General features: G+C 71.6%; 10 protein-coding genes. All 10 read right to left on the bottom strand.

The window, feature by feature from the left end; translation table 11 throughout:
* Positions 1–398: 398 nt before the first annotated feature.
* A complete protein-coding gene (locus SLAV_RS00170; RefSeq protein ID WP_030239829.1) occupies positions 399–1,307 on the bottom strand; it encodes a replication-relaxation family protein in 909 nt (302 codons plus the stop codon).
* On the bottom strand, positions 1,304–3,889 hold the full coding sequence (locus tag SLAV_RS00165; protein WP_063760375.1) for a type IV secretory system conjugative DNA transfer family protein: 2,586 nt from the start codon (positions 3,887–3,889) through the stop codon (positions 1,304–1,306). Before SLAV_RS00165 ends, SLAV_RS00170 begins: the two co-directional genes overlap by 4 nt.
* Entirely contained in the window at positions 3,871–4,236 is a 366-nt protein-coding gene (locus SLAV_RS00160; RefSeq protein ID WP_051841428.1) for a hypothetical protein, read from the bottom strand. Before SLAV_RS00160 ends, SLAV_RS00165 begins: the two co-directional genes overlap by 19 nt.
* A gap of 260 nt (positions 4,237–4,496) precedes the next feature.
* The gene (locus SLAV_RS00155; RefSeq protein WP_030239821.1) at positions 4,497–5,615 is read right to left on the bottom strand and encodes a C40 family peptidase; all 1,119 of its coding nucleotides are present in this window, start codon (positions 5,613–5,615) and stop codon (positions 4,497–4,499) included.
* The gene (locus SLAV_RS00150; protein ID WP_051841427.1) at positions 5,612–8,314 is read right to left on the bottom strand and encodes a hypothetical protein; all 2,703 of its coding nucleotides are present in this window, start codon (positions 8,312–8,314) and stop codon (positions 5,612–5,614) included. Before SLAV_RS00150 ends, SLAV_RS00155 begins: the two co-directional genes overlap by 4 nt.
* Entirely contained in the window at positions 8,311–8,544 is a 234-nt protein-coding gene (locus tag SLAV_RS00145; protein ID WP_030239817.1) for a hypothetical protein, read from the bottom strand. The genes SLAV_RS00150 and SLAV_RS00145 overlap by 4 nt, the downstream gene beginning before the upstream one ends.
* Positions 8,541–11,117, bottom strand: coding sequence for an ATP-binding protein (locus SLAV_RS00140; protein WP_030239814.1), 2,577 nt, complete (start codon positions 11,115–11,117; stop codon positions 8,541–8,543). The genes SLAV_RS00145 and SLAV_RS00140 overlap by 4 nt, the downstream gene beginning before the upstream one ends.
* A complete protein-coding gene (locus tag SLAV_RS00135) occupies positions 11,117–11,662 on the bottom strand; it encodes a hypothetical protein (protein WP_051841426.1) in 546 nt (181 codons plus the stop codon). Before SLAV_RS00135 ends, SLAV_RS00140 begins: the two co-directional genes overlap by 1 nt.
* On the bottom strand, positions 11,659–11,967 hold the full coding sequence (locus SLAV_RS00130; RefSeq protein ID WP_051841425.1) for a hypothetical protein: 309 nt from the start codon (positions 11,965–11,967) through the stop codon (positions 11,659–11,661). Before SLAV_RS00130 ends, SLAV_RS00135 begins: the two co-directional genes overlap by 4 nt.
* Positions 11,964–13,043 carry a conjugal transfer protein gene (locus SLAV_RS00125; protein WP_100660723.1) on the bottom strand — a complete coding sequence of 360 codons (1,080 nt, stop codon included), beginning with the start codon at positions 13,041–13,043 and terminating at the stop codon, positions 11,964–11,966. Before SLAV_RS00125 ends, SLAV_RS00130 begins: the two co-directional genes overlap by 4 nt.
* Between the last annotated feature and the right edge of the window lie 141 nt (positions 13,044–13,184).

Here is a 13,184-nt window from a genome sequence, read left to right as displayed (position 1 = left end):
AACGTGTTTGCGTCCTCGCGGTGCGTTGCAGTCGGCACCCTACGATGACAACGGCAAAGCTCCTATGGGGTTCTTGTGGTTCAGGTGAACGACTGTCGCGCTTGCTTGCAATTGTCGAAATGTCATATGCAGAAAGCCCTCTGAAGTGCACCCTTCGTCTTCGCTGCCGGATGGAGGCCGCTTCGGCAGAGCGTGCCGAGGTCGTGGCCGGATTGTGTGACTCTGGCTGGTTCTTTGCTGTAGTGATTCTTTGTGGCGCTGTTCACTGGTTCGGTCACCACGACCTGCTGCAGCCGACAACAACTACCTTTCTGTCACTCAGCCACCACTCACCGAGTGCGGGGTGGGGCTCCGTGAAGCTACCTGCCGCCTTCGGCCGGGGAAGGTGGCATCGGCGCTCACAGCTGGGTCCAGCTGCGGGGGGCGGCGTCACCGGCCAGTGGGGTCCAGACGTTGGCCTGCGGTCCGTGCTCCTCAATGTCTTCGAGGACGGCGGCGCCGAGGGGGACGTGGGCGGCGAGGCGGGTGACGAGTTCGTGGTCGGCGGTCATGTTGCGCAGGTCCTGGATTCGGGCGGTGAGGGTGGTGCGGGAGGCGCCGGTGAGGATGAACAGGATCCGGGGGAAGCGGGGGTAGAGGCGCTGCCAGGCGAGCAGGGATCCCTGGTCGGCGACGGTGCGCCAGCGTCCAACCGTCTGGGGGGTGTAGTCGTGGAAGCGGGCGTAGCTGATGAGTTTGCGGGCCAGGCGTTCGCTGCTCATGGTGGTGCGGTCGATTTCCACGAAGGCCCGGTACTGCAGGCGGCGGGGACTGGTGGCGGTGTAGTGGAAAACGGCGTCGGCGATGAGCCGGTCCTCACCCCCGGTGTCGGGGAGGCGGTGGGTGACTTCGGGCATCCAGTCCAGGGGTTCGTATTCGTCACCGCGGGCGCGGGCGTCGGTGAGGAAGGCGAGGTGGGCGCGGACGCCGGTGAGAGTGTGTGCGGCGCGCAGTGAGGCGGCGGCCGCCGAGCCGATGGGCGTGGCGGTGCGTCCGCGCAGCTCAGGCCAGTCCGCGACCGTTGAGAAGCCTTCGGGGGTGAGGAAGTGGGCCTGGAGGCGGCTGCTGGATCCCAGGGTGGTGTGGGTGATCAGGCCCTGCTCACGGAGCGGTACGAGGACGCGGTGGATCTTGCGTGACGGTGAGCGGGGGGTGAGCATCTGGTGGATCTGGGTGGTGGTCAGCAGCCGGTGCTGGGCGAGCAGGGCGAGGGCCCGGTGCGTGTGGGTGTCTTCAGTGGAGGGCTGGATTCTGTTCGCGGTGGTCATGCGTACGGCGCTCCGGTGATGGTCTTGCGGTCGGTCGGTGTGGTGCCGGTGAGGTAGGCGCGGACGGCGTCTTCCTGGGCGAGGGCGAGCGCGGTCCGTTCCCCGAGAGGCAGTGCTGATGTAACGGTGTGCGCGGCTGTGCGCAGCGCCCCGATGTGGGCAGGCCGGGCGCGGTCGCCGAAAACTTCCCGCAGTTCGGGGCCCCGGACCGGGACGGGTCCGATCCGCCTGCCGGCGACGGTGAAGCTGGCGTAGTGCCGCCACCTGGGCAGCGACGCGATGTCGCGGGGGGTGATGGTGTCCGGCCACTGGGCGGTGATCTGTGTGATGGCCTCCACGGACCCTGCCGTCGTGGACAGGCAGGAGGCGTTCTGCATCAGGGCGGCGCGGGTGGAGGGGCTGAGGCGGTGCATGAGCTGTGTCATGCCGTGCAGTCGGCAGCCGAACTTGCGCAGCTGCTCGGTGATCTGCGCGAGGACGTCCGATTCGCCGTGGTCGAGGGAGATCATCTCGTCCAGGTAGAACCGGAAAGGCCGCCGCCGCTTCTCGGGCAGGTCGCGGCGGGAGAGCCCGGCGCGCAGGAAGTCGTGAACGATCAAAGAAATGAGCAGCGAGTTGGTGGGCCCGGTGCCGGGCGGGCAGATCCAGACGACCTGGCCCTCGTCCATGGCCCGGCGGATGTCGTAGGCGCTGACCGGGCATCCGAGGAAGGCCCGTACCACCGGGTTCGCGCCCAGCCGCTCCAGCGGGTTGAGCACGGTGGCGAGGGCATCGCGAGGGAGGTCGGGGAAGCTTCCGGTCCACCACTTCCTCGCTTCGGCATCCAGTACGCCCACCACGAGTTGGCGGAATGCCGGGTCGGTAAGCAGTGCCCGGACCTGGAAGACCGTTGCCTGCCGCTTGGACTGCCGGGCGGCGACGGCCCCGGTGTTGACGGCGACGAGTGCCTCGATTGCCTTCGTCATGATGGTGAGCGCGCGGGGCGCGGTGATGTCCCCCCAGCCCAGTGCGCCGGCGAAGGCCCCGACGACGGCGGCGGTCACCTCGTGCGGCGGCTGCCCGTTGCTCATGTCCAGGAGGTTCCAGCAGGACAGGAGGTCCGTGTCGGCGCGGATGGTCAGGTCGAACAGTGCCACCCGGTCGATGAGGTTGCCGTGGGCGAGGTAGCGGGCGACGTCGGCGAAGGAGTCGCCGTGCGGGTCCACGAACGCGAGCCCCCGCCCGTTGTGGGCGCTGGCGACGGCGTGGACCTGGGCGCGCATCGTCTTGCCCCATCCGGCCTTGCCGGACTGGATCTCGAAGAGGGTGTCGTCCTCGTGGGTGGCCAGCAGCCGCTCGCGGCCGTCCGGCCCCCGGTACCAGCCCTGGGGCAGCAGGTCCGCACCGGGTTCATAGGTCGGCATGTCGCTTTCCAGCAGACTCACCCGCGAGGTGACGGTGGGCGGCTTCAGGAGCCCCGCCAGCTCCTCGATATGAGCCCACCCCCCTCGCGTCGGCCGCAGCAGACCGCTCGCCCACCGGGCATCGAAGCGGTCGCGCCACGGCCACCGGTCCGGACCGATCCGCAGCGGGCCCAGTGCCCAGCCCTGCCCGGCCAGCCGGGACGCTCCCGCGTACACGTCCATGGCCGCCTCGATCCGGGCCAGACGCTGCTCCGCTCGCCCGGCCGCGTCGGACGCGCACCGCACCAGGACCTGCACACGCACCAGCCCGGGGGAGTGGGCGAGCTTGCCCAGGACTGCGTCGCGGTCGACGCGCCGGGGCTGGGGCGACATCACCATCTGGCCGCGGGGCGTACCGCGCCATTCGGCAGGGTCCAGCAGCTGGCCCACGGAGGCGGGCAGACTCTCGGCGGGCTGACGGACGAGCCAGCGTGCTTCGCGCTGCGCTGCACGGCGGGACTTCTCCCGGGCCCGCTGCACGGTGTGGAAGCGGTATACGGCCAGGCGCCAGCGTGAGGCGGGGGCCAGGTCGAGGCATACCTCGGCGAGGTCGCCCAGATCGGCGTTCAGGTCGGCGACCGCATCGAGCAGCGGCTGGAGAGGATCGGGATCCAGAGGGACCTCGCGCAGACGGGATCCGGGTTCTCCGTGCAGGGTCAGTACCGCCCGCACTGTGTGCTCGCGTCGTTTGTCGGCGACCGGATATGCGGCCTTGACCTGGACGCGGGCCCCGTAGGGGGTCTGGGCGAGCAGCGCGCGGGCGGAGGCGGGGGCTTCGATGCGGTAGGCGAGGGACCTGTGGCCGTCGGCGCGCAGCCGCAGCCGCAGCGTCCGGGCCCGCCGCGGCGTCCACCACGGGCCGGAGCCGGCGGCGCGGACCAGCTGCATGCCCTGACGCCAGATCTGCTCCGCGCTCGGATCGAACTGGGTTGTGGGGACGAGTTCCATGTATGTCCGGCGGCTGAGGGCCTCGGCGGCCAGGCGCTGTTGCAGGGCTTCCCAGCCGGCCAGCGCCGCGGCCGCGATCAGGGCAAGCCACCAGAGGTTGACCAGCGTCCAGTCGGTGACGGCCGCGAGGGGGTCAAAGAGGTCAGTGCCTCGGCTGAGGGCCCCGGAGGCCGTCAGATAGTGCGGTTCCATGATCCGTCTCCGTTCTGGGTGAAGTGGACGGCGGCGGGGCGGCCGTCGAGGAGGGTCCCGGCCCGGTCGGCGCCCGCCCAGACCAGCCGGACCACCGCGCGGGAGGGGGCGCCGTCCTGGCGGGCGGTGGCGGCCTGGATGCGGACCTGGCTGTAGCTGGAGGTCTCGGCCAGCCAGGCCGTACGGCCCAGTTCGAGCAGCAGCCGTTCGTCTGCGGCCGGGAGGTCCGGGGTGCTGGCCTGGTTGAGGGCCTGCTGGATGAGCGGGTCGGCCGCGGGCCCGGATCCGGGCGGCGGAAGCTGCTGAAAGTGAGCGGTTGTGCCGCCGCTGCCGGAAGATGTCGGCACGTGGGCAGACGGCGATGCCGCGGTGGCTGTTCCGGCCTGCGGTACCGGCGAGGCGGACGGTGAGGCAGACGAACGTACGGGCGGCAGCAGTGGGGAGTTGGCCGGGTGCGCGCTCCGGACCGGAATCGTCGCGGGCGGGGGCTGCATGGCGGACGGAGGATTTCCCCCGCTGTGCACTCCCGCGTAGAGCAGACAGATTCCGGCGGCGGTGAGGACAGTGGCGGCGGTGATCAGGCGCCCGCCTGTCCAGGGGGCGGTGGTCACAGGAGGCGTGCCCCTCCCGCGTAGTCGGGCATCGCGGTTACCGGGTCGATCTGCACCTGCTTGCCCGGCCGGGGTGCGTTGATCATTTTTCCGTCGCCGAGGTAGATCCCGACGTGGTGGATGGTGGAGTCGGAGGTGGGGCTGTAGCCGTAGAAGATGAGGTCGCCGGGGACCAGGGCGTTGTATCCGGCTGAGGCGGGGATCCGGCGGCCGGCACGCGCCTGTTCGGCTGCGGTGCGGGGGAGGTTGATACCGGCCTTGGCGTAGGCGTACTGGGTCAGACCGGAGCAGTCGAAGCCGCTGACGATGCTGCCGTCCTGCCCGTCGGGGGAGCAGCAGATCCCGGTGGTCGGGCCGGAGGGGCCGCCGCCGCCCCAGGAGTAGGGCTGTCCCTGCTGGGCGAGGGCGGCCTGGATGACCGCGCCGACGTTTCCAGACGGGAGGGTAGGGACGCGGCCGAGGGCGTCGTAGCGGTCGATGCCCGACATGACGTCGTCCACGTACGCCCAGGACAGGTTGTAGGTGTGGATCGCTGCGCGGAGCTGGTCTCGGTTGCCGAGGTCGCGGCCGTTGCCGCACAGGTAGACGGCCGCCGCCAGGGCGGCGTCGTCCACGTTGTGCGGGCTGATGACCCCGTCCCCGTTCCCGTCTTTGCCGTAGGCGCGGAAGGTTTCGGGCAGGAACTGGAACGGGCCGACGGCCCGCTCGTATTCGCTGTCGTTGTCCCAGGCGCCGCCGTCGGTGTCGCGGATGGGGGTGGTGTTTCCGCCGGCCCCGGAGCCGTCCAGGCGCGGGCCCACGATGACCGGCTGGATGTCCCCGCCCGCGCCGACCAGGTGGCCGGAGGCGTGGTCGGATTCGACGCGGGCGATCCCGGCGAGGATCTGCCAGCGCATGCCCTTGCACCCGCTGACGTACCGGGTGACCTGGGGGGCGCCGGTGAGGTAGCCCGCGAGCATCCGCTCAGGGATCCCGGCCGCCGCCGCGCTGACCGTGCCCCCGCGACCGGTCCGGTTTTTAGCCGTTGCGGCGGCGAGGAGGACGGGCCCGGTGCAGCACACGGCCGCCACGGCCAGCAGCACGCCCAGACATCCCAGCTTCTTCCACCTCTTCACTGGCCGCCGTCCTCACGCGGGTGGCGTCCGGCAGCACGCGGAGCCTGAAGGAGGGCCAGCAGCCGGTCGCGGTCCGTCGAGGCCGGGCCGTGGCTTTCGCCCCGTGCGCCGGCCAGGCGGGGCTGGCCCGGTGACTGCTGACGGCGGCCTGAGGGCGGTGCAGACGCGCGGGCAGGTGCCGCGCCGGCCGCTGCGGCTGTGTCCAGACGGCTGATCGTGGTCCGCGGCCCGCCTGCGCGGCCGCTGTGGAGCGGGGCGGCGTGGATGGCCGCTGCGATGGCGGCGTCACGGACGGAGCCCATGGGGTCGTGGACCTGCCACGCGGTGGCAAGGGCCTGCCCCGTGTGGTCGACGCCGTCCGCCCACCGCCCGCCGTCCTCACGGACCTGGAGAGCAGCCACCCGCAGCTGTGTCCGGGCGTCCTCGGTGAACCGCGATGCCGCGCCGTTGGCACGGCCGATGTTGCGGGGCAGGCCCAGGGTCGCGCCGTAGGCGAGGCGGGCGCTGCGGGAGGCAATGCGGTAACCGCGCAACCGGGAGGCACGGGCGTGGACGCGTGATCCGAGCAGAGGAGGGTCGGTATCGGGAGCGTGGAGAACCTCACCGGTCCACTGGTCCACCACCATGGCGCCCCCGGCCCCCGGCCGGTTGCCTCCGTGCCAGCCGTTTGCGGCGTGGTGCAGCCGTGCGGCCGCAGGGTGCCTGGCGGGCCTGGGGCCGATCAGAGCGGTGTGCGCGCCGCGCCACGCCATGTGCGTGCCGCGCAGCGCCATCGCCAGCGGGGCGATCCCGCGCCGTCCTTCGGCCAGAGCGTCACCGAGCAGCCGGCCCGACGCCATCGGCATCCCGCTGCCGTCGGCCAGCGACGCGAGGCTGCCCAGGGACCGCAGCCGCGCCCCGAACGCGCTGTGCGCGGCCGACGGCCCCCCGTAGCGTCCCAGACCCCCACCGCCGCCGCCTGCGGGGCCGTTCATGGCGAGGGCGGCGCCAAGTTCGGAGCTGTCGCCGCGCAGGTGGGTGCCGCCGATCTTTGAGTACCGCATCCGGGTCGCCATGCGCTGCCCAAAACTGGCGGTCGCGGCCAGGATCCGGCGGTGCATGATCAGAAACGCCACGGCGAGGGCGTCGACGAGCAGCAGCCGTTCCACAATCAGGTCGGGACCGCTGTCGGACAGCAGGGCATCCACGCCGATCCCGAAGAGCGGCAGAGCCATCGCAGCCATGAAGGAGACCAGGGCAGAGACGATGAACACGCCAAGCCACCGCCACAGCACCATCCGGGAGGGCCCGGGAAGCATCGCCCACACCCAGGCCACGGGGCCTGCCGCAGCAGTCGCGGCATCGGATGCCTGCGCACCGAGCATCACCACCGCCATCGAGACGATCATCAAGGTGACGACGATGACGGCGACGAGGAGGGCAATGACCGCCCACACCCGGTCCCAGGAGGGCTTCACCGCATAGTCGGCGCAGGCCGATCCGACCGGACCCGCCTTGTCCAGCTCCTTCACGAGCGTCGAGAACGCAGAGTCCTTGTCGGCTCTGCCGGTTCCGGTGCCGTTTTCGCAATAGTCACGGGCCGGCTTGTCCAGCTTCCCGCAAGGGTTGGCCTGACTCTCGGCCCCCTGGCGCTCACACGTCTCCTTGGCCGACCCGAACAGCAGCTTGCAGTCCGCATTGGCCGCCTGGCCGCCGGACTCGGCGACGCTTCGCTCGCACTCCTGTTTGACCGGCCCGACCACCCCCGCGCACTTCGAGAGGTCGGCGCCGCTCCGCTTCTGCTCGTCCTGACCGCTCTTGACCCACTTCACGTGAGCCTTGTAAGCGGCGGCGTCACCAGGGACCTTCGGGTCGAGGATCCGGCCGTACTGGAGCAGCATGTAGGGCTTGACGACCAGGGCGTCCGTGAGCGCGTTCTGGATTGGTCCGGTCACGGTCTTTGCCTCAGCCCGCTCCGTCACACACGCCTCGTGGGCCGGGCCGACCGCACTGTCACACGGGCGCGCCCCCCGGGCAGGGGTGTCGAAGTAGGAGCCGGTGGTGATGGCCGCGACCTCGATGGCGGCCTGGTGCGTCTGGGCGAGGGGCCCGTCCCTTCCCAGCAGGTAGTCGGGCCGGATGAACGCACTGGTGGCCAGGGCTGCAATCACCAGGGTCATCACGATCTCTCCCAGCCCCGTGCCGACCTTGCCGCGCACAAACAGGATCAGCCCGAAAACGAAAGCCCATGCCAGCAGCAGCCCCGAGAGCCCGAGCGCGCCCACGACATGCCGCTGGTACGCGTCGGCGAGACGCTGCGCCGGATTCGTCAGCAAGCTCAGCAAGGGGAACTTGAACACGAAGTCGAGCAGCCAGCAGCACAGCCCCACGAGCAGCCGCACCAGCGTGAACAGGCCGGACAGCACCAGGCGCTGGAGCTCGCCCGCCACATCAAGGTCCGGCACCCCGCCGTTCTCGATCAGCTTGACCGCCGGAACCCCGTCCGGCGCGCCGGCCACGGCCTCCAGCTGGTAGCCGCTGAGCAGCGCACCCTCACGGGTGTAAATGTCCAGCGGGCTCAGCAGCCCGCCCCCGGAGGCGTCGCCCCCGTCGGCTGCGACCGCGACCGCGGTGTTCGTCACCAGGAACACCACGGTGAGCAGCGCGACGAACCCGGCCGCCCGCACCGTCCCCCGGTCGAAAGGGAAACGGGCCCTCACAGCCGACGCCCAGCGCTGCTCACAAGCCCGATGGCGGCTGCCACGGCGGCGGTGGAGAACAGCAGGAGGGCGGTACGGCTGTTGAGCCCGCCGGGCCAGACCACGGCCTGCGCCGCCGGGCCCGGCATCCTGCACGGGATGGCCCAGGCGGCCGCGGTGCAGGTGAGCAGCAGCAGGGCAACGGCAGCCAGAAGCAGCGGGCGCACGCCGGCCGGGGTGGTGCGGGTCATGAGTTCCCCCTGGAGGCCGGGGCTTTCGCCGTCCGGCCAGGTGTGGTGAAGATCGACTCTTTGAGGCGGGGCACGGGCGGGACGACGACCTTGATCCGGCCGACCTGCATCCGCGGATCACGCAGGAACATCTCGCCCTCACGGCCGCTCTGTCCCACGGGTGACAAGCCCGTGGTGACCATCCGCACCAGGTCCTCGTCGTCGCCGTCCAGGCCGAGGAAGCGCAGCCCCTCGGCGGCGCGGACACGGTCGCTGGTGCGGGCGAGGAACCGGTAGGCGATCAGGGCCGCGTCGGCTCCGAGTTCGGCCTTGTCGTGGGCGCCGAGGAAGCAGCCGGCGCCGTGCTTGCGGCCGTCGTGGAGGATCTCGTGGACCAGCGCGGAGCCCTCCGCCGAGGAGGTCAGCCAGTACACCTCGTCCATCGACACCAGACAGAACCGCTCCGGGTCGGTGAAAGCCGCCTGCCGGGCGATCGCGGCGATCAGGTAGAGGACGGCCCGCCCAATGAGGGCTTCCAGCGGCTGCTGGCGCAGGACCTCGGCGTCGGCGAAGGCCTCCCGAGGCGGCAAGGTCAGGCCGGTGGTGGTGACCACCACCAGATCGGCGCCCAGGTCCCCGTCCAGCGTGACCGGTGGCAGGTCCGCGTCGAAGACCATGGCCGCGAGCGGGTTGTCGCGCACAATCCGCAGCAGGTCCGCCAAGGTGGCCGCGGCGTCGGCACGCGTGGTCGCGCTGCCCGTCTTGCCCAGGCCGTCGAGGACGTCCAGAACCTGGCCCATGGACGGATCCGCACCCGCGCATACCTCCTGGACCGCGTGATGCAGCACCGCCCCAGCGGCGGTCATCGCGCCGACACCCAGCTGCAACGTCAGGTACGACAGCGCGTAGTGGGCGCCGACGGCCCCGCCGAACACGCGCAGCGGGTCGATGGACACCTCCGCGCGAGCAGCGTCAATGACCTCACACCGCTCGCCCAACGCGGCCCGCCCGAAGCTCGCCCACTCCCGGATCGGAGTCCGGTCGATAACGATGGCCCGCCCGCCCTGGTCCACGACCGCCGCGGTGACCAGCTTCTCCAGGACGCTCTTACCGGCGCCGAGATCCCCGACCACCGCCAGCGAAGCGGACGCGTTCACCTGCGGCGCATCGGCCGGGTTCAGCAGCACAGGGCGAATAGTGCCGCTGTCCAGATCGTGACCGACCAGCATCCCGCCCGGGTCCCCCACCCCCGACAACGTGAACGCCCCCGCGGCGGCCCAGTCCTCCGACAACTGGTGCTGGGTGAACTGGCCCAGCTTCGCCGGACGGGCAGTGCCAGGCAGGGACAGAGCGAACAGGTCTTCCTGCATCCCATAGGGGCGCTCCACCCGGTAGTCACCCCCCGACAGAGCCGCCGACAGCTCCCGAGCCCGCGCATCACACGTAGCCGCGTCCGGCCCCCACACGGACAGCACCGTCACCGACTGGACCTCGACCTCCACCGACGTCCGCGCCATCCGCGCGTCCTGCTCGGCAAGATCCCCCGCCGCCTCCGGCAGCGAATGCGGCATCCCGGTCGGCTGCGCCCCGTACTGGCCCGCCTGGTCCAGGAGCTCGCGCTTCTTGCGCTGGACCTGGGCTCGGGCCTTCTTCGCCGGGACGATCCGCAGATCCACACACACATCGACCGGGAAATGCAGCTGCTCCAGCTGCGCCAGGACGTCCGCGCTGTCGACTGCCACGGCGGGCGGAAGCTCGGCGAGCACGAGGTGGGACTGATAGCCGGTACCGGCCTCGGATTCGACCTGCAGCCACCGGCGGCCCAGAGGGGACGCGGTGCCGGCCTTACGCCACCACGGCCGGTCGGCGGCCTTCGCCCTGCCCGGGATCCGGGTGTCCTGCCCGCCTTCGGCGAGACGGATCTGCCCCAGATCCGCGTACGAGGGAGAGGAGAGCCGGCCCTCACGGACGCGGCTGCCGTAGAGCGAGCTGTGCTCAGCGTCCGACAGCAACGGCTCCTGGTCGAGACCGCGGTGCACGGCGTGCTGCACCATCCACACGATCTCCGCCGGGGACGCCGGCCGCAGCCCGAGTCCGCCACCCAGGGACGTCTGGATCCGCTCGGCCTCCGCGAACGCGGCGGTCACCTCCGCCTCCGGCACCGGTACGGGCGGCAGGTCCAGTACGGCGGACACCTCCCCGTACAGGGTGTTGAAGGAAGAGGCCGCAGTCCCCGACCGGCGCGGGAGCGCCACAGCCAGCCACAGGGTCCGCTCGTGCATCTCCTGCCCGGCCAGCAGGTCGACAGCCGCCGCGCAGGTTTCCGCCCAGGCGGGCAGGCGCTGCCAGTCCAGGCCGGCCACCATCCGCTCGGCGATCTCGCCCGGGTCGGTCCGCGCCGCCAGAACGAACAGCCTCGGCTCCATCGCAGGCATCGACCGCACCAGGGAAGTGACCCGGTCCAGCAGGTCCTGACGCACGCGGGCGGGAAGATAGCCGCCCGCCAGCGGCGTCACCCGCCACACCGCCCAGACACGGGCAGAAGCCGACCACAGCAGATGACCGGCAACATGCCGGAACGGAGGAGTACGCATCACGCCGCCCTCCTTGCGGAGCCCGTCAGGAGCGAGTCCAAGCCCGACCCCGCCGCCGCACGCCCCGACACAGCGGGCAGCCGTACGACGGCGCCGCCCGCTCCGGCCGCCCCGCTTGCCCGGCTCACGGCGTCCGAAGGGGCACCGGGCAGCACGGAGCTGGGGGCAGGCTGGATGACGAACCTGCCGCGCAGGCAGCAGGACCGGCGCTCACGGGCGATCCGCCCACCGATCCGCCCCGCCGGATGCCGCAGCAGCAGCGACAGCACGCCAGCCACGGCGGTGAACGGGTTCTGACCGGCGATCTGCGCACCGCGCACCGCCCACACCGCCACCAGCCACAGCACGACCGGCACCGGCCCCGCCCACGACCACCAGTCGTAGCCCTTGACCAGCGCGAACGCCCCACCACCGAGAACGACCAGCTGCGCGGGCGTGTACGGGCCGAACCAGATGATCCAGTCACCGAGCTTGCCCAGCACCCACGGGTGGCGGCGCGCACCGGTGTAGACACGCGCGACCCGAGCACGCGCCCCCGCGCTCACAGGACCTTCCCGTCCGTGCGGGCCTTCGGAGCCTGCGGCTTGAACGGGGCGGACCCGGTCGAGGGACTCTTGATCTTCTCGGAGAAGAGCCCGGCCAGGGTGTCGCGGGCGTTGTAGATGCCCAGCGCCAGCGCCATGGCGAGCAGCGCCCCGATACCGGCCTTGAGGGAGAACTGGCGGCAGATGACCACCAGGACGATCACCACGAGAGCGACCTTGAGACCGCGGTCGGCCCACTTGCCCAGCATGTCGAAGACTCCGTTGCCCAGGTCGTCAAGCTGACTCGCGAGGAACATGCTGCTCATCGGGTACCTCCTGAGGTGACGGTGGACGGGGCGGTGGGGGATGCGGCGCCTACCGACGCCGGGGCGGGCGAACCGGTCTCCAGGGCACTGATCTCCCAGCGGCCGGCGCGGGCCGTGACGGTCAGGCGGTACTCCAGCGGCCAGCGCGTACCGGCCGCGTCCGATCCCTCGACGCGCACGCGGACACGCGCCCGGCTCCCGTCGGCCGGAACAGCCGTCCCGGCGGCCGCCTCCGCATCGGCGGCGACGTCCTTGACCTCAACCCGCGTGTAGACGGCTGCCGTCGGCGCAGACAGGCGCACCCCGGGCGACAGGTACCGCTCCACGCCCGCCCCCTGCCCGTCGGGGCCCGCGAGGTAGGTCCGCAGGAACTCGGTCAGCGAGACAGCCAGGGAACCGGTGGAAGGGACGGCGCGGCCGAAGACGGACGGGCTGGTCTGGGCCGCCTCAGGAGCGGCAACCTCAGCGGGCGAACCGGTGACGACCAACGGCCCGTCGTCCTGGCCTCCGGTGCCGTTGACGGCGAAGTACCGGGCCACGGGCTGCACGACCGCCTGGTCCGAGCCGCCGGGCGACGGTGCGCGCCGCTCGTCGGTGACGGCGGCGACTGTCACCGTCCACCCGCCACCCGGGAGAAAGACCGTGCGTAGCGGGGTCACCAGCACCGAGGCAGGGCTGCCGGCCTCGCCGGAACGGGAGGGGAGTTCGGCCTGCGGCGCCATCCTCCGCACCGCCGCCCCCACCAGGCTGTCGGCGGCGGACGCGTCGGCGCGCAGCCACAGCTCCACGAAGTAAGCGGCCGTCCCCGCCGGATCAGCCTGAACCCGACTGCTGCTCGGCGTCGGAGCCGGGGCGGCCTGCGCGGCACTCCCGGCCGGGGCCGCCAAGGCGACGGCCAGGGCGAGGGGGCCAGCCGCGAGGGCGGTCCAGACACCGATCCGGGCCAGCCGGGGACCGTGAGATACGGGACGGCCGACGGGGACGGTCTCCGGCCGCGGAGCCCGCAGCGGCTTCGAGACCGCGGCCCAGCTGGCGGGCCGCTCCCGGCCGGGAGGGACAGTGCGACGACGTGTCATGAGGACGCCTTTCGAGGGGAAGTGGAGTTGCTTGCCCCAGAGAACGGCTACGCCCTCACCGCTCCGCTCACCACGGCAAGCCCCGCGCCGTCACGGCTGGGCCACGCTTTTGGTGGGGAGTCACCGGTGACTCCCCACCGC

The sequence above is a fragment of the Streptomyces lavendulae subsp. lavendulae genome (assembly GCF_002803845.1).
In the GTDB taxonomy this organism is placed as follows: Bacteria; Actinomycetota; Actinomycetes; order Streptomycetales; family Streptomycetaceae; genus Streptomyces; species Streptomyces lavendulae.
This window is presented reverse-complemented; position numbering and strand designations above follow the sequence as displayed.